15 protein-coding genes are annotated in these 16,903 nt (G+C 33.5%); 8 read left to right on the top strand and 7 right to left on the bottom strand.

Annotated features, from left to right (window positions below):
* Positions 1-53 precede the first annotated feature (53 nt).
* The 5 genes from mnmG (at position 54) to M0M44_RS05145 (ending at position 7,133) form a co-directional block, all read left to right on the top strand.
* On the top strand, positions 54-1,925 hold the full coding sequence (gene mnmG, locus M0M44_RS05165) for a tRNA uridine-5-carboxymethylaminomethyl(34) synthesis enzyme MnmG (protein WP_248728809.1): 1,872 nt from the start codon (positions 54-56) through the stop codon (positions 1,923-1,925).
* A gap of 318 nt (positions 1,926-2,243) precedes the next feature.
* On the top strand, positions 2,244-3,092 hold the full coding sequence (locus M0M44_RS05160) for a class I SAM-dependent methyltransferase (RefSeq protein WP_248728808.1): 849 nt from the start codon (positions 2,244-2,246) through the stop codon (positions 3,090-3,092).
* Between the two features lie 235 nt (positions 3,093-3,327).
* A complete protein-coding gene (locus M0M44_RS05155) occupies positions 3,328-3,912 on the top strand; it encodes an OmpH/Skp family outer membrane protein (protein ID WP_248728807.1) in 585 nt (194 codons plus the stop codon).
* A 101-nt stretch (positions 3,913-4,013) separates the two neighbouring features.
* Positions 4,014-6,293, top strand: a complete 2,280-nt coding sequence (locus M0M44_RS05150) for a helix-turn-helix domain-containing protein (RefSeq protein WP_248728806.1) — start codon at positions 4,014-4,016, stop codon at positions 6,291-6,293.
* A 78-nt stretch (positions 6,294-6,371) separates the two neighbouring features.
* A complete protein-coding gene (locus tag M0M44_RS05145; RefSeq protein WP_248728805.1) occupies positions 6,372-7,133 on the top strand; it encodes a hypothetical protein in 762 nt (253 codons plus the stop codon).
* Positions 7,134-7,177: 44 nt separating this feature from the next.
* Here M0M44_RS05145 and M0M44_RS05140 read toward each other — a convergent pair whose 3' ends face one another.
* Together M0M44_RS05140 and M0M44_RS05135 are read right to left on the bottom strand one after the other, a co-directional pair.
* Entirely contained in the window at positions 7,178-7,615 is a 438-nt protein-coding gene (locus tag M0M44_RS05140) for a hypothetical protein (protein ID WP_248728804.1), read from the bottom strand.
* A gap of 127 nt (positions 7,616-7,742) precedes the next feature.
* Positions 7,743-8,714: an HU domain-containing protein gene (locus tag M0M44_RS05135; protein WP_248728803.1), complete on the bottom strand. Its 972-nt coding sequence runs from the start codon at positions 8,712-8,714 to the stop codon at positions 7,743-7,745.
* 237 nt (positions 8,715-8,951) lie between these two features.
* On the opposite strand from M0M44_RS05135, the gene dprA reads away from it, so the two are divergent.
* Positions 8,952-10,052 (top strand): DNA-processing protein DprA, encoded by a 1,101-nt coding sequence (gene dprA / locus M0M44_RS05130; protein ID WP_248728802.1) that lies wholly within the window; start codon positions 8,952-8,954, stop codon positions 10,050-10,052.
* Positions 10,053-10,303: 251 nt separating this feature from the next.
* On the opposite strand, the gene trpS is transcribed toward dprA, so the two are convergent.
* A complete protein-coding gene (gene trpS, locus M0M44_RS05125) occupies positions 10,304-11,278 on the bottom strand; it encodes a tryptophan--tRNA ligase (RefSeq protein ID WP_248728801.1) in 975 nt (324 codons plus the stop codon).
* 261 nt (positions 11,279-11,539) lie between these two features.
* Here trpS and M0M44_RS05120 point away from each other — a divergent pair, with 261 nt between their 5' ends.
* Together M0M44_RS05120 and M0M44_RS05115 are read left to right on the top strand one after the other, a co-directional pair.
* Positions 11,540-11,917, top strand: coding sequence for a GxxExxY protein (locus M0M44_RS05120; protein ID WP_248728800.1), 378 nt, complete (start codon positions 11,540-11,542; stop codon positions 11,915-11,917).
* A 154-nt stretch (positions 11,918-12,071) separates the two neighbouring features.
* Positions 12,072-12,815 carry a lysophospholipid acyltransferase family protein gene (locus M0M44_RS05115; protein ID WP_248728799.1) on the top strand — a complete coding sequence of 248 codons (744 nt, stop codon included), beginning with the start codon at positions 12,072-12,074 and terminating at the stop codon, positions 12,813-12,815.
* A 553-nt stretch (positions 12,816-13,368) separates the two neighbouring features.
* Here the strand turns inward: M0M44_RS05115 and recA are convergent.
* From recA to M0M44_RS05095, 4 genes are all read right to left on the bottom strand, one after another.
* Positions 13,369-14,376 carry a recombinase RecA gene (gene recA / locus M0M44_RS05110; protein ID WP_095930180.1) on the bottom strand — a complete coding sequence of 336 codons (1,008 nt, stop codon included), beginning with the start codon at positions 14,374-14,376 and terminating at the stop codon, positions 13,369-13,371.
* Between the two features lie 143 nt (positions 14,377-14,519).
* On the bottom strand, positions 14,520-15,029 hold the full coding sequence (locus M0M44_RS05105; protein WP_095930181.1) for an acyl-CoA thioesterase: 510 nt from the start codon (positions 15,027-15,029) through the stop codon (positions 14,520-14,522).
* Between the two features lie 33 nt (positions 15,030-15,062).
* Positions 15,063-15,446 carry a DoxX family protein gene (locus M0M44_RS05100; RefSeq protein WP_095930182.1) on the bottom strand — a complete coding sequence of 128 codons (384 nt, stop codon included), beginning with the start codon at positions 15,444-15,446 and terminating at the stop codon, positions 15,063-15,065.
* Between the two features lie 6 nt (positions 15,447-15,452).
* On the bottom strand, positions 15,453-16,601 hold the full coding sequence (locus M0M44_RS05095) for a DNA polymerase III subunit (protein WP_248728798.1): 1,149 nt from the start codon (positions 16,599-16,601) through the stop codon (positions 15,453-15,455).
* Between the last annotated feature and the right edge of the window lie 302 nt (positions 16,602-16,903).

Genomic DNA, 16,903 nt, shown 5'->3' with positions numbered 1-16,903 from the left:
TAAATGTAATTCTAAAAACCGCGTTAGCGGTTTTTGGAGAATAATAAAACAAAATGTTTTTAGAAGAATACGATGTTATTGTGGTGGGTGCAGGCCATGCTGGTTCTGAAGCTGCGGCTGCGGCTGCAAATTTGGGATCGAAAACTTTATTGGTTACAATGAGTTTGCAGAACATAGCACAGATGTCTTGTAATCCTGCGATGGGTGGAATTGCAAAAGGACAGATCGTTCGAGAAATTGATGCGCTTGGAGGATATTCAGGAATTGTTTCTGATAAGACTGCAATTCAGTTCAAGATGCTGAACAAATCAAAAGGACCTGCAATGTGGTCGCCAAGAGTTCAAAGTGATAGAATGCGTTTTGCAGAAGAATGGAGAATGATGTTGGAGGCTACTCCAAATCTTGATTTTTATCAAGAGATGGTAAAAGGGTTGATTATTGAAGACGGAAAGATAAAAGGAATTAGAACTTCCCTTGGTGTGGAGATTCGTTCCAAATCTGTGGTTTTGACAAATGGTACTTTTTTGAACGGTTTAATTCATATTGGAGAAAAACAATTCGGAGGAGGAAGAGCAGGAGAAAGTGCCGCAACCGGAATTACCGAAGACTTAATCAAAGCAGGTTTTGAAGCTGGAAGAATGAAAACTGGAACGCCACCTCGAGTAGATGGGCGTTCTTTAGATTATTCTAAAATGAATGAAGAAAAAGGAGATGCGAAGCCAGCGAAGTTTTCTTATTCAGATGTGACCGTTCCATTAACGCATCAGCGTTCTTGTTACATGACATACACTTCGTTGAATGTTCACGATATTTTGAGAGAAGGTTTTGATCGCTCGCCAATGTTCAACGGAAGAATCAAAAGTTTAGGTCCGAGATATTGTCCTTCGATAGAAGATAAAATAAATCGTTTTGCAGATAAAGAGCGCCATCAATTATTTGTGGAGCCAGAAGGATGGAATACGTGCGAAGTTTATGTAAACGGATTTTCAACTTCGCTTCCTGAGGATATCCAATTTAAAGCGCTTCGTTCTGTTGCAGGTTTTGAGAATGTGAAATTCTTTAGACCTGGTTATGCTATAGAATATGATTTCTTTCCGCCGACACAATTAAAGCATACTTTAGAAACGAAGTTGGTTGAAGGATTATATTTTGCAGGACAAATTAACGGAACAACTGGATATGAAGAAGCAGCTTCTCAAGGTTTAATGGCGGGAATCAATGCGCATTTAAAAGTGCACGAAAAAGATCCTTTGATTTTAAAACGTGATGAAGCATACATCGGAGTTCTAATTGATGACTTGATTACGAAAGGAACAGAAGAACCATATCGTATGTTTACATCGAGAGCAGAATATAGAACATTGTTACGTCAAGATAATGCCGATTTCAGATTGACTCCAATGTCATACGAAATTGGTTTAGCTTCTGAAGATCGTTTACGAAGAATGGAAAAGAAATTAAACGAATCTGAAAAGATGGTTCAATTTTTCAAAGAAACAAGTGTTACGATTGCCGAAACAAATCCGATTTTGGAAGCGAAAGAATCTGCTCCAATTTCGCAAGGAGATAAAATGTTCAAGATTTTCTCTCGTCCACAAATTGAATTAGAAGATATGTTGAAATTTGATAAGGTTTCAGCGTATATTGAAGAAAATGATTTGGACGAAGAAATTGTCGAGCAAGCGGTAATTCAGGTTAAATATTCTGGATATATCGAAAAAGAAAGAAATAATGCAGATAAGTTAAATCGTTTGGAAGAAGTAAAAATTCCAGACAATTTCGATTATAATAAAATTAAATCAATGTCTATTGAAGCAAAACAGAAATTAAGCAAGATTCGTCCTGTAACTATTTCTCAAGCTTCAAGAATTAGCGGAGTATCACCAAGTGATATTTCTGTGCTTTTGATTTATATGGGAAGGTAGTCTACTTTTAGATTTCAGATTGTTGATTTTAGATTTTAGATTTATATTATAAATCTAAAATATGGAATGTTCCACGTGAAACCTTTTACAAAATAAACAATCTAATTTATCGTTTCACAATCTTAAAAGACATATTTTCGATTACAATATTTTCTAAAATTTGTGCAAAATAAGATTTGCAATTATGTTGAATATTAAATTTCGTGAGAACGAAAAGAATTTAAAAGAATAAAATAAAAACTAAAAATCCTAAAAGCGATACAATTTCGTTTTTAGGATTTGCTATAAATTAAACCCAAATATCTATAAAATTAAAAAATGAACGTTTTAAACAAAAAACATTTTCTTACGGTAAAAGACCATTCTGTTTCAAAAGAAATTTTTGATTTGTATTACGATGAGGAATTAGATATGCTAATTACTTCGCCACAGCCAGAACTTCAAAATTTAGGCAAGTATTACGAAAGTGAAGATTATATTTCGCATACCGACAACAAACGTTCTTTATTTGAAAAAGCATATCACTTTGTAAAAAATATTGCGCTTAAGAATAAATTGAATTTAATCAATAGCCAGCAACCGCAAAAAGGCAAACTTTTAGATATTGGAGCTGGAACTGGAGATTTCCTGTTGACAGCAAAAAATGATGGCTGGGAAACTATCGGAGTAGAACCGAGCGATCGTGCTAGAAACATTGCAAAAGAAAAAGGAATTTCATTTGTAGAAGAAATTAGCACTTTAGAAAATCATTCTCTGGATGTAATTACGATGTGGCACGTTTTAGAACACGTTCCAGATTTAGAACTTCAGATCCGAGAATTGAAGCGTTTATTGAAACCAACTGGAACATTAATTATTGCGGTTCCGAACTACAAATCGTTTGATGCAAACCATTATCAAACTTTTTGGGCCGCTTATGATGTGCCAATTCACTTTTGGCATTTTTCAAAAAAATCAATTCAGTTACTTTTTGAAAGAGTAGAAATGAAATTGGAAAAAGTTCTTCCAATGAAGTTCGATTCATTTTACGTAAGCCTTTTGTCTGAAAAATACAAAACAGGAAAAATGAATTATATTAAAGCTTTTTTTATTGGTTTGAAATCAAATTGGAAAGCGAAGAACTCAAAAGAATATTCATCGCATATTTATGTTTTAAAGAATAAATAATACACAAATTATAGAAAGCCATTTTGCCTTAAAAGGACAGAGTGGCTTTTTCTGATTGATATAAAAAAAGCAAAAAAGCATCTAAAATACTGCGATAGCGTTGGTTTATGATGATATTTTTTTCGATAAATAAAAACAATATCATAAATTTTACGCATTTTTTAAACTTTATGTTGATGCTATTGATTTTTTTATATTTTTGTCTTCAATACTTAAAAAAATAGAATTTAAAAAAATGAAAAAAGCATTAGTTATTATCGCACTTTCAGTTTTCGCAGTTTCTTGTAACAAAACAGCAGAGGTAAAGGAAGTAAAAACAGCTTACGTGGATACTTCGGTTTTGATGAAAGAATACACTGAGGCAAAAGATTTAGAGGCAAAGTACAAAGCTCAAGCGGAAGAAAAAGGTAGACAATTACAAGCTGAGATTTCACGTTTTAAACAAGACGCTGCTAATTTTCAAAGTCAGGCACAAGCAAATGGTCAAGCTTGGGCACAGCAAAGAGGAGCTGAATTGCAAAAGAGAGAGCAGCAATTAGGTTATGCACAACAAGCATTAGCACAACAATTACAACAAGAAAGTGGTGTTGAAATGGATTCTCTTGTTAGTGGAGTTAAAAAATTCATTAAAGACTACGGAAAGAAAAACGGTTACTCTTACATCTACGGAACTGGAGATGCTGCTACAATTTTGTATGCTGAAGAGAAATACGATATTACAAAAGAAATTATCAAAGCTTTAAATGATAAATACAAAGCAGAGCCAAAAACAGATGCAAAACCAGCAGCTGAAGCAAAAGAAGGCGAAGCTAAAAAATAAAACTACCAAACTAACTAAATTACTGAAAACCTAAATCCACTGCGATTTAGGTTTTTTCTTTTTATAAAAATGCGGTAATTTTATTTTTTAATACAAGCCCAATGCAGAACGTTTCAGAAGCGGCAGCTTATACTTTGCAATTCATCAATCAGACCCAGAGATCTATTTTCCTTACGGGAAAAGCAGGTACGGGAAAAACTACGCTTTTACGCGAAATTATAGCAACAACGCATAAAAATACTGTTGTCGTTGCGCCAACTGGAATCGCCGCTCTAAACGCTGGTGGCGTAACCATTCACTCCATGTTTCAACTTCCGTTTTCTGCGTTTATTCCATCGTATGATGCGAGTGCCCAATTTACAGAAACAGTAAAATTTGAAAACAAAGAATCACTTCGTCGCCATTTCAAAATGAATAACGTTAAGCGAAATGTAATCAAAAACATGGAATTGCTTGTGATTGATGAAGTGAGTATGATGCGTGCCGATTTGTTGGACGCGGTCGATTTCATGATGCAGACCGTTCGAAGAAACACTCACCCGTTTGGTGGAGTTCAAGTTTTGTTTATTGGAGACTTGCTACAATTGCCGCCAGTTATTCGCGATGAAGAATGGCGAACACTGAAAAACTATTACCGAGGGAAATTCTTTTTTCATTCTCATGTTCTCCAGACATATCCGCCAATTTATATCGAATTGTCAAAAATTTATCGCCAGACCGATGATGCTTTTATCTCGGTTTTGAACAATTTGAGAAATAACCAGATCACTCCAGAGGATATAGCTATTCTAAATCAGTATGTTAAGCCAGATTTTGATTTCAAAGAGAACAAAGGTTATATTACGCTCACAACGCATAATGCCAAAGCAGATTCTATCAACTCACAGTCTATCAATGATTTAGATGGTAAAGAATACATATATACGCCATTTGTGGTAGGAGACTTCCCAGAAAAGATATTTCCTGTAGAAGAAGAATTGAAATTGAAAGTAGGCGCACAAATCATGTTTGTCAAAAATGACTTATCTTTTGAAAAGAGATATTTCAATGGAAAAATGGGCGTAATCAAATCGCTTTCTGATGAAGAAATCTTTGTTCACTTTCCAGAAGAGAACATGACTCTTGAAGTCGAAAAGTACGAATGGAAAAATATCCGATACAAAGTCAACGAACAAACCAAAGATATCGAAGAAGAGGTTTTGGGAACTTTTGCACATTATCCAATCAAGTTGGCGTGGGCGATTACGGTGCACAAAAGTCAAGGTTTAACTTTTGACAAAGCAGCGCTCGATGTATCGCAAGTTTTTCTTCCTGGGCAGGCCTATGTAGCACTTTCGCGTTTGCGTTCGTTAGACGGGCTTATTTTGCTTTCTCCGATGCAGATGAATGGCATTTCGAATGACCAAGATGTGATGGATTACGCTTTGAACAGGGCAACTGAAGAAACTTTGAAAAAAGCGCTTCACTTCGAAACCAAAAATTTTATTTACAACTATTTGATAAACAGTTTCAATTGGGGAGAATTGGCGCAAGAATGGCGAAATCATCGTTTTAGCTATAACGAAAATGCCGCAGGTTCAGAAAAAACGAAACATGCAGTTTGGGCGCATAAACGAATGGAAATCATAGAACAGCTTTTAGATCCTTCGCAGAAATTCATTGCACAGCTCCATAAAATTTTCATCAAAGAAACTGTCGATTTGTTTTTTGTGAAAGAAAGGGTAGACGCGGCCTACGATTATTTTTTCAAGCCAATGGATAAATTGGTTGATGATCTGATTTACAAAATGGCTGAAATTCAAAAATTTAAAAAAGTAAAAGAATTCTATGAAGAACTTAACTTTTTGGAAGATCTGCAAACTAAAGCAGTTTTGAGATTGATGAAAGCCAAGTTATTGATTGAAGTGGTAGTGGCCGGCGAAGAAATCAGTAAAGAAAAGTTAACGTCGCCAAATATTAAAAACTATAAATCCAACAAAGCAGAAAGGATTCGAGAAGAGCTTAAAACGACAAATACAGACATTTTTAGAACAGAAGAACCCGTTGTCCGATACAAATCAACTAAGACGGAGAAAAACGAGCTTAAAACGGCTAAAAAAACGACAGTCGAAGAAACATACGATTTGTGGATGGAGAAAAATTCGGTGGAAGATATTGCAAGAATGCGTAAATTGAATGTTCAAACGATCGAAGGCCATTTGATAAGACTCATTCAAGCGAAGAAAATAGAAATTACCGATGTTCTTCCGTACGATAAGATTTTGGCTTTGAGAGAAGCATTTCAGTTTTATCAAGAAGAATCTTTGAGTCCTTTGAAAGAAAAATATGGAGATGAATTTACTTGGGACGAACTAAAAATGTTCAAAGCAAGTATCAATTAATTTTTTGGACGTCCTACGTGAAACACGATTTTCTATTTTTCAAAAATCTAATTTCTAACGCATTAAATTATTTTTGATATGAAAACATTTAAAATATTGTTTACAATTCTGATATTTAATTCTTCGTTTTTGATTGCTCAGGATTTGAAACCAGAATACCAAAAGTTCATTTCGAAATTTATTCTGGAAGTAAAAAACAGCGACAAAGAAGCAATTGCTAAACGTATAAAATTTCCTTTTAAACGAGAATATCCAATTCCTTCGGTTAAGGATAAAGCAGATTTTGTGAAAAGATATGATCAGATTTTTGATAAAGTTTTAATTGAAAAAATAACCAAATCTAATCCGGCAAAAGATTGGTCGGAAGTAGGATGGAGGGGCATTATGCTGAATCAAGGAGATTTGTGGATTGATACAGACGGAAAAATTATCACTATCAATCATCAATCAGACGAAGAATTAAAATTGAAAAATTCATTGATTGCAGCGCAGAAAAAAAATGTAAATTCTTCAATTTCAAATTTTAAAGAGCCCGTTGCAATTCTCGAGACTTCAAAATTCAGAATTAGAATTGATGATTTGGGGAATAATAAATTTCGTTACGTTTCGTGGGGAATCAAAAACCAAATGACAGACAAACCCGATTTAGTAATTGAAAACGGAGTTTTCTATGCGGATGGAACCGGCGGAAATCATCATTATGAATTCAAAAAAGGAAATTTTAGATATGTATGTCATTTCATTGTTTTAGGCGAAAAAGATTCGCCGCCAGCAGTATTGACGGTTTATCAGTCTGGAAAAGAAATTCTATCTCAAGATGCAAAAATTGTTTCACGATAAACATTAAAAAAAAGCCTGATTCAGAAGCGAATCAGGCTTTTTAATTAAATGTTTGACATTACTTTTTCAAGTTCTTTTTCTTGAGAAATTTGTGTCAGTTTTAGCTTTTGAATCGTAACTTCATTTTCTTTAGTTTTAATTCTTTGCTTTTGAATTTCTTCATCAGAAATAGTTGAAGTTGCAATTTTGTTTTCAATTTTCTGATTGGCAAGTTCAATTTTACTGATTTTTTCTTTTGTTGATTTCAAATTGCTTTCCGATTTAGAAAGCGCTTTCTTTTTGCTTTCTAGTTCTTTCTGCTCCTTCTTCAGCTGATCCATTTTATCATCAAGTTTTTTCTGATTTTCCTGTAAGCTTTTTTGTATTTGGGCTTCGATTTTTTGTCTTTCTAATTGTTCAGAAGTGTTTGAAGATTGTTGAGCAAAGAAAGATTGAGAGCTTAGTAAAAATAAGAATACTAATGTTTTGAAGATTTTGTTCATTGTTGTTTGTTTAAATTTTAGAAGGCGAATTTATTTGAAGAAATTTTGAAAGACTACCCGTTAAATTTTTTAAAACAACAGAATAAGGCTAAAAAAAGCCTATTCTTCTGAATAGGCTTTTTTAGTTTTATAGATTTTCGACCAAAATCCAAGCTTGTGGATTTTCGCCTTTTTGTATTTCTTTTTGGGCTTGTTCTGCTTCTTTCATTGTAGCATAACTTCCGTACAAAACAGGAAATAAACCGTGTTTGTTTTCTTTTAGCATTCTAGCCTTGAAACCATCTTTAATTAATTGGTTATAAGCTTTTCTAGCATTTTGTTCACTTCTAAAAGCGCCCGCCATAATATGATATGGCATTGTGGCTTCTACAGTTTCAACTTTAGCCGAATCAACAGAAAGTGTTACAGCTGGAAGTGGACTTTTGATAAAGAAAGTGGCCTCTTGAATTTTGTTTTGAACTTTTTTCTGAACTGCTTGTTCTACAACAAGTGTTTGGTTATCAATTTGATTTTGATATAATGGGTAACCAATGCTTCCTGTAATTCCGAGTCCTAAAACAAGAATTGCAGCATATCGCAAGAAAGGATTCGAAGATTTGGTTTCTTCTTCATTTTCGTATATTAAAACGGCATCTTTTTCTTTTGCTGCAATCTTTTCGATTTTTTTCTCGAATGCCTCTTTTTTAACCATTGGAGAAACAAAAGGACTCAGTCCAAAAGAAGCAGATAGATAGTTGGTCTGATCGTTTGGTTTGAAAACAATATTGCTTTCAGAATTTAAACGTAGCTCGCCAATAGTTTTTAAAAGAATTACGCCATCTTCTTCTAATGCTTTTTTCCAATTCAAAATTTCAAAAGCGATTGCGCTAACAGCAAAACCATAAGATGTTTTTTCTGCTTGAGCAATATGATTTGCTAACAATCCGTCATTATTTTTGATGCGGCTGTTGAAAGAAATGGTTTTTTTTGGTGGAAAAAACGAATTAGTGCTTTCATTCAGCTGCGCTGAGTGAGTTTCTGTTAAAAATGCACCAAACCCTGGAACCGTTACACACTGATAACGATACAATAACTGTGAGATATATACTTCGATTTTCATAGTAACAAAGTTATGCATCGCTTATAGTTATCAAAATTTTATTCACAATTTTTATTAACAATTCAGAATTATTTTTAGACAATTCGTTTTCAATTATTTAAGTGGTTGGTTTTTCTTATTTAAATGTCACGATAAGAATTATTTTTAAAATTTATTAAGAAATTACTTTGTTTTATGGATATTTGCGCCTCATAAAAAGTAGATTTATTTTTTCTATTTTACATAATATTATAAACTATGACCGATCAGGAATTATTTAATTTACTTGCCTTATTAAAGGTTGATGGAGTGGGAGATATAATGGGCAAGAAGTTGCTTAATTCTTTTGGTGATGCTTCTGCTATTTTTAAAGCTAAAAATTCGCAATTAGCAGGTGTTGATGGAATTGGAAGTGTTTTATTGAAAAACCTGAAAGATAAAAGTGTTTTTGAGAAAGCAGATAAAGAACTGTCATTTATAAAAAAGAACAATATTGAGGTTTCTTTTTTTCAGGACGAAAATTACCCGGAACGGCTTAAGCATTGTTTTGATGCACCAATTCTAATTTTTACTGCTGGAAATCTGAATTTCAAAAACAAAAAGATAATTAGTATCGTAGGCACACGTCAGATTACTTCTTATGGAACTGATTTCTGTAAAAATCTGATCGAAGATCTTGCGCCATTGGATCCTGTAATTGTTAGTGGATTTGCTTATGGAGTCGACATTGTGGCGCACCAGGCGGCAATGGATTTTAATTTGCAAACTGTAGGCGTACTGGCTCATGGTTTAAATCAAATTTATCCGAGAACCCATAAAAAGTACATGGCCAGAATGGAAGAGAACGGCGGATTTATAACAGAGTTTTGGAGTGATTCGAATCCTGATAAAGAAAAATTTGTTCGTCGAAATCGCATAGTTGCTGGAATGGCTGAAGCTACGATCGTAATAGAATCTGCCGATAAAGGCGGATCTTTAATAACTGCCAATATGGCTAATGATTACAATCGTGATGTTTTTGCTGTACCAGGAAGGGTTACAGATAAGTATAGCCAAGGCTGTAATAATTTAATTAAAACTCAGAAAGCAAATGTGTTAACATCTGCCGCCGATTTGATTTATATGCTGAATTGGGATATTAAGGAAAATCCAAAAACGATTCAAAAACAACTTTTTGTAGAATTAGGAACTGAAGAGCAAAAGATTTACGATTTTCTCCAGAAGAATGGAAAGGAATTACTTGATATTATAGCGATCGAATGTGATATTCCAATTTTCAAACTGTCAGGAATTCTTATAGGAATGGAACTAAAAGGAGTTATAAGACCACTTCCTGGGAAACTTTTTGAGTCAATTTAACGCAGAAAATCCTATATTTATTTTCTTGTAAAATGTTTGTATAATCGATATAAAATATAAATCAGCAATAAGCCGAAAACTATATTTAGAATTTGAAATACATACGACGGAACATTGTAATCTTCTATATATTTATCCATCTTTTATTTTTTAAGAGATTAATATACTTGAAGTTACAAAAAATAAATGAATAAAAGAAAACGCGGATCATTTTTAAAATGATCCGCGTTTCTTAAAAAATTGTTTGTAGATTATTTTTGAAATCCCAAAACTTCTCTAACCTTTGCCAAAACACCATCAGCAATTACAGAAGCTTTTGCAGCGCCTTTCTTCAACAAAGCGTCAACTTCTTCAAGGTTATTGATGTAGTAATTATATTTTTCTCTTTCTGTTTTAAATTTCTCTATAATCAATTCAAAAAGAGCTTGTTTGGCATGACCATAACCATAGTTTCCGCCTAAATAGTTTGCTCTCATTTGTGCAATTTGTTCTTCATTTGCTAGCAAAGAATAGATTGCAAATGCATTACAAGTATCTGGATTTTTTGGAGCTTCAAGCGGCGTACTGTCTGTTTCAATACTCATGACTTGCTTGCGTAACGTTTTATCATCCAAGAATATATTGATGATATTGTTAGCAGATTTACTCATTTTTCCTCCGTTTGTTCCTGGAATAAGCATAATGTCTTCTTGAATTTTAGCTTCAGGAAGAACAAATGTTTCACCCATTTGATGGTTAAAACGAGCGGCAACATCACGAGTAATTTCCAAATGCTGCAACTGATCTTTTCCAACAGGAACAAATTCTGCATCATAAAGTAAAATGTCGGCTGCCATTAACATTGGATAAGTAAAAAGTCCAGCATTAACATCGTCTAAACGATCGGCTTTATCTTTGAAAGAATGTGCTAATGTCAATCTTTGAAATGGGAAAAAACAGCTCAAATACCATGTTAGTTCAGTAGTTTGGACAACATCAGATTGTCTGTAAAATGTCACTTTTTCAGGATTTAATCCACACGCAAGCCAAGCCGCAGCTGTGCTATAGGTGTTTTCTCTTAAAGTTTTTCCGTCTTTAATCTGAGTGATTGAATGCAAATCGGCAATAAACAAATAAGATTCATTTGCTGGATCGTTTGATAATTCGATTGCCGGAATAATTGCTCCTAATAAATTTCCTAAATGCGGTGTTCCTGTACTTTGAACACCAGTAAGTATTTTTGCCATTCTAGATTTTTTCTTAACTGCAAATGTCGTGATGTTTTTTTTAACCGCAAAGTGTGCAAAGGTTTATCGCAATGTTTTGTGTTTTTGCGGGTCATTTTAACGCAGAGCGCGCAAAGGATTTTCGCAAAGGAAACAAGTTTTATTTCCTAGAGATTGCCTTGCAATAAGTTCGCTAAGCTTTATCTTCTGTAAAGTGGTCTTAAATTAAAACCCTTTAATTAAATTATAAGAAAATATTTATAATTTTGATTTTTTTAGATTATGACAGAAAACGAAATATCAAATATTGTAATTGGGTTAGCTATTGAAATTCATAAAAAATTGGGACCGGGTTTATTAGAGAATGTGTATAAAGAATGTTTATTTTATAAAATTAAACAGCGAGGACTTCTTGTTGAGAAAGAGAAATCTTTGCCATTAGTTTTTGAAGAAGTTAAACTTGATTGTGGGTACCGCATTGATTTGCTTGTTGAAAACAAATTTCTAATAGAGATAAAAAGTGTAGAATCACTTACTGTTAACCATTTGGCACAAACATTAACCTATTTGAAGTTAGGAAATTTTAAACTCGGCCTTCTTATAAATTTCAGTGAAAGTCTTTTAAAAAATGGTATTAGAAGAGTTGTAAATAATTTATAAATAAAGCTTTGCGAACTTGTTGCAAAGCAATCTCTCAAACAAATAACTTCTTTACTTTGCGAAAACCCTTTGCGCGCTCTGCGTTAAAAAACAATAAACTGAGGAAAGTAAAAATCTTTATAAATTTCACTTCTGTTTTCTTACATTTGAAGCTATGAAAATATTTAAAATTGCTTTTTGGATTCTTTGGCGAATTTGGTTTTACGTCTTAATGGCGATTCCGATACTCATTATGTTGCCTTTTCTGGTCGTTTCTATCCTTTCTGAGAAAGGATATCCATATTTCTTTAAAATGGCCCGCATTTGGGCTAAATTTATCCTTTTCGGAATGGGTTTCTTTTATACCGTAAAACGCGAACAGAAGCTCATTAAAGGCAAAAGTTACATGATAGTGGCCAATCATACCTCTATGACCGATATTATGCTTACGTTGGCTTTAATTAAAAATCCTTTTGTTTTTGTTGGAAAGAAAGAGTTGGTAAAGATTCCACTTTTTGGATTTTTCTATAAAAGAACCTGTATTCTGGTTGACAGAAGTTCTTCTAAAAGTAAAAATGAAGTTTTTAAAAGAGCTCAAAATAGATTAAATCAAGGTTTAAGTATTTGCATTTTCCCAGAGGGTGGGGTTCCAGATGACGAAAGTATTTTGCTGGATGAGTTTAAGGACGGTGCATTCAGGTTAGCGATAGATCATCAAATTCCAATTGTTCCGATTGTTTATCCAGATAATAAGGAACGTTTTTCATATACTTTTTTGAGTGGAAGTCCGGGAAAAATGCGCGCACGAATTTTACCATTCATAGAAACAAAAGGATTGACAAGCGACAACAGAAAAGAATTAAGAGATCAAGTTAGAAATATAATTTATAATGGTTTAATGGATTATCAAAAGGAATAACCATAAACACATTATGTAAAATACAAAAGCCGGTAGATTTGATTATCTACCGGCTTTTCTTTGAATTAAAAACCCCCTATTTTTATTCAAAAGTTATTATCTGTGAATTATCTTTTCGGAAATAAAACGCAATACTTTTTTAAATCTTAATTTGGTTTTTCTTCGGTTTTTACTGTACAACAATTCCATTTTTTCTTTCATGGTTAAAAATATTAATGGTTGATAATAAAGAGTTTAGTTAATAACTCAAGTTAATGTCACATTATTATAGATATAGAAAAATTAAAAAGGTTGCGTCGAAATTTAAAAAATTTGATAAAACCCGTTAGATGAAGATAAATAACGGGTCTTTAATCAAATAACCAACCAACGTAAATTCTAAAAAAAACTCGAAATTGATATATGGCAGTACCAATTATAAACTGCTTTTTTATAGAGATGGATGTTTTGTAAAAAGGTTGCGTGAAAATTTCATTTTTATTTTAAAATAAAAATAGCCGAGTAATTTTTACATCACTCGGCTATTTAAAAGCGTCTTTTTTCGACTTATTTTTTAGGCATTTGCCAATTCTTTTATGTGTTCTTTAATTTTAATTTCCAGTTCTTCAGCAAGTTCTGGATTATCTTTAATTAAAGTTTTAACAGCATCGCGACCTTGACCTAATTTTGTATCGCCGTAGCTAAACCAAGATCCTGCTTTTTTAACGATATCAAATTCAACAGCTAAGTCTAAGATTTCACCAGTTTTAGAAACTCCTTCTCCATACATAATGTCGAATTCGGCAGTTTTAAATGGTGGAGCCACTTTGTTTTTAACGATTTTTACTTTAGTTCTGTTTCCGATTACGTTTTCACCGTCTTTAATTTGAGCAGAACGACGAATATCTAAACGAACAGAAGCGTAAAATTTAAGTGCGTTACCTCCAGTTGTAGTTTCTGGATTTCCGAACATAACACCAATTTTTTCACGAAGCTGGTTGATAAAGAAAACAGTACAATTTGTTTTGCTGATAGTTCCAGTAAGTTTTCTCAAAGCTTGAGACATCAAACGTGCGTGAAGCCCCATTTTAGAATCTCCCATTTCGCCTTCGATCTCACTTTTTGGAGTTAAAGCCGCAACCGAGTCAATTACAACAATGTCTATAGCTCCAGAACGAATTAGGTTTTCGGCAATTTCTAAAGCTTGCTCTCCATTATCTGGTTGAGAAATGATTAAGTTCTCGATATCAACATTTAATTTCTCAGCATAATTTCTATCAAATGCATGCTCGGCATCGATAAAGGCTGCAATACCACCTGCTTTTTGAGCTTCTGCAATAGCGTGAAGCGTCAAAGTTGTTTTTCCAGAAGATTCTGGACCATATATTTCGATAATTCTTCCTTTCGGATATCCGTTTACTCCAAGAGCTAAGTCAACACCTAGTGAGCCAGAAGAAATCGTTTCTACTTCTACAATGGCTCTGTCGCCCATTTTCATTACGGTGCCTTTTCCGTAGGTTTTGTCAAGTTTGTCAAGCGTTAATTGTAGTGCTTTTAATTTGGCTTCTTTCTCTGAACTCATTTTTTTCTAATATCTAAATTATTGTTTTGTCTTTTTGGATAAAAATAAGAAAATTCTTCCGTAATCTTATTAATCAGTTTTATAATTTGTAAAATTACTTCTTTTTTTGAAGTTTGATTGTTCCAAATTGTCACAAAATCGTTCTATAAAAATAAAGCCTTTAATTCTGTTGCATCAGAAGGTTTTATTTTTCCAGCAAGCAATAAACTCAATTGTTTACGACGAAGCGCAGCATCAAATCGCTGAATTTCTAGCTCGGTTTCTGGAATAATTGCAGGAACTTCAACGGGTCTTCCTGTATCGTCTACGGCTACAAAAGTGTAAATTGCTTCGTTGGCTTTGGTTCTGTTTCCAGATTCGCGGTCTTCTACCCAAACGTCTATAAAAACTTCCATCGAACTTTTGAATGATCTTGAAACTTTTGCCTCTACGGTTACAACGCTTCCAAGCGAAATTGCTCTGTTGAAGGCAACGTGATTTACAGAAGCCGTTACTACAATTCGGCGCGAATGCCTGCGGGCTGCAATACTTGCGGCGCGATCCATTCTGGCTAATAATTCACCACCAAAAAGATTGTTTAAAGGATTTGTTTCGCTCGGTAAAACTAAATCAGTTAAAATAGTTAGGGATTCTGAAGGATGTTTTGGATTCATTTTTTTGATCTAAAAATTTAAAAATTGTATTGGTTAATTTAACCAATAGACAGCCATAACGGCTGGTATAAAATATATAACAATGGTTCTCGCACCATCGTAATCTTTTGCAAGTCTTTGTCCGAAAAGCATCATTAGCAAACAGATGCATGAAAATATAGCTCCGTAAAAACCAAATTCTCTGCCATTATTTGTAAATAATTGGATTCCTCCAACAACACATAAAATTCCAGAAATTAATTCCAAAATTAGTAAGTGTAAAAGAGCCAGCGGTACCTGATTTTTTAATGGGGTTTTGGCAAAGTGTTCTTTAAGCCAAGCCACATTATCTTTCCAATAAAAAATTTTTTCGTAACCCGATTGTAAAAAAGTTAAAGCTAGAAAAGCTAAAAGTAAAATTGAGGCAACATTGTTCATTATGAATTATTTTTTATGAATTAAACGAGTCAATTTGATCGATAAATCGGTGAGGATTATTTTTGCATTTCCGTTTCTTTCAATATGATACATGGCATCTGAAAGTTCTTTGAAAATTTCGTGGATATTGTTTCCGTTTACGAAAGGAGCAAAATTCTCTAACTTAAATTTATCTACTTTTGGTTCAATGTAAACCAAACTTTGTGCTTGATAATTTAGCATTAAGGCTTGTCGAAACATTTCGATACAATACTGAATAAATTTTTTCTGGCTTTCGCGTCCGAGTGCAGCAATTTGCTCGCTCCACGAAATTAAATCCTGAATAGCTGCTGCATTTCCTTTTGCTCTAAAAGCGGCACGAACCCAATTGACAAACCATTGTTCGAATGGAAGATCGTCGTCGTCTTCTTTTAATAAATGAAGTGCTTTGTTAAAATTTCCTTGAGCTTGATGCGCGATTTTTTTAGCTAAGTTGGAATCTATATTTTCTTGAGCAACGAGAGCTTCGGCGATTACTTTTTCTGGAAGTCCATTAAAGTGAATTACCTGGCAGCGTGAGCGTATGGTTTGGATAATATCTTCTTCATTTTCAGAAATCAGAATAAACATGGTTTTGTCTGATGGTTCTTCTAGGAGTTTCAAAAGTTTATTGGATGCCGCGATATTCATTTTATCGGCCATCCAAATAATCATGATTTTATAGCCGCCTTCATAAGACTTTAGCGAAAGCGATTTTAAAACTTCTTGTGCGTCTTCTACACGAATTTCTCCTTGTTTGTTTTGAACGCCCAGAATTTTATACCAATCGAATAAACCTCCATAAGGCATTTCTTGAATAAACCCTCGCCAATCTTGGATAAAATCTAAACTTTTGGGTTTTGTTTTTACATCTTCGGTTGTAACGGTTGGGTAAATAAAATGAAGATCGGGATGAGATATATTGTCAAACTTTAGATTGCAAGAATCGTTTCCGTTTGAATTTTCATCGCCAGTATTGCTGCACAAAATATATTGGGCATAGGCAATGGCGGTTATTAATGTGCCACTTCCTTCTGGACCAACGAATAATTGTGCGTGAGGAATTCTACCAGAAGCAGCACTTTTTATCAAGTGGCTTTTGATGTAATCTTGACCTAAAATTTGAGAAAATTGCATTGCGCAAAGATAGAAGAAAATGTGTAGTCAAAAATTTTCAGGATAAGATTATTTAGCGGTTTGCAATTTTCAAATTCTGTGTCAAAGCGAGTAGATGATTTTTAAAATTTTCGGCTCACTTTCGACAGAATTTTGTTAATAAATATCTTCAAGTGAGTAAATATCAAGATGTTTTTGTTAATATTTTTTTTCGAAATTCGGCAAACGGTGGTTTTTTTTGGCTATTTATAGAGTTAATTTTTTGTTTTTTATAGTTAATCTCTTACGGTTTTTTAATTAACATTTTTAACAAAAAGCGCGTT

The organism is Flavobacterium humidisoli, assembly GCF_023272795.1.
In the GTDB taxonomy this organism is placed as follows: domain Bacteria; phylum Bacteroidota; class Bacteroidia; order Flavobacteriales; family Flavobacteriaceae; genus Flavobacterium; species Flavobacterium humidisoli.
The sequence above is the reverse complement of the archived record's forward strand: the minus strand, read 5'-3'. Positions and strand labels throughout refer to the sequence as shown.

Coding starts and splice junctions, on each gene's coding strand:
- mnmG (WP_248728809.1), top strand. CDS start 54: ATGTTTTTAGAAGAATACGATGTTATTGTGGTGGGTGCAGGCCATGCT.
- M0M44_RS05160 (WP_248728808.1), top strand. CDS start 2,244: ATGAACGTTTTAAACAAAAAACATTTTCTTACGGTAAAAGACCATTCT.
- M0M44_RS05155 (WP_248728807.1), top strand. CDS start 3,328: ATGAAAAAAGCATTAGTTATTATCGCACTTTCAGTTTTCGCAGTTTCT.
- M0M44_RS05150 (WP_248728806.1), top strand. CDS start 4,014: ATGCAGAACGTTTCAGAAGCGGCAGCTTATACTTTGCAATTCATCAAT.
- M0M44_RS05145 (WP_248728805.1), top strand. CDS start 6,372: ATGAAAACATTTAAAATATTGTTTACAATTCTGATATTTAATTCTTCG.
- M0M44_RS05140 (WP_248728804.1), bottom strand. CDS start 7,615: ATGAACAAAATCTTCAAAACATTAGTATTCTTATTTTTACTAAGCTCT.
- M0M44_RS05135 (WP_248728803.1), bottom strand. CDS start 8,714: ATGAAAATCGAAGTATATATCTCACAGTTATTGTATCGTTATCAGTGT.
- dprA (WP_248728802.1), top strand. CDS start 8,952: ATGACCGATCAGGAATTATTTAATTTACTTGCCTTATTAAAGGTTGAT.
- trpS (WP_248728801.1), bottom strand. CDS start 11,278: ATGGCAAAAATACTTACTGGTGTTCAAAGTACAGGAACACCGCATTTA.
- M0M44_RS05120 (WP_248728800.1), top strand. CDS start 11,540: ATGACAGAAAACGAAATATCAAATATTGTAATTGGGTTAGCTATTGAA.
- M0M44_RS05115 (WP_248728799.1), top strand. CDS start 12,072: ATGAAAATATTTAAAATTGCTTTTTGGATTCTTTGGCGAATTTGGTTT.
- recA (WP_095930180.1), bottom strand. CDS start 14,376: ATGAGTTCAGAGAAAGAAGCCAAATTAAAAGCACTACAATTAACGCTT.
- M0M44_RS05105 (WP_095930181.1), bottom strand. CDS start 15,029: ATGAATCCAAAACATCCTTCAGAATCCCTAACTATTTTAACTGATTTA.
- M0M44_RS05100 (WP_095930182.1), bottom strand. CDS start 15,446: ATGAACAATGTTGCCTCAATTTTACTTTTAGCTTTTCTAGCTTTAACT.
- M0M44_RS05095 (WP_248728798.1), bottom strand. CDS start 16,601: ATGCAATTTTCTCAAATTTTAGGTCAAGATTACATCAAAAGCCACTTG.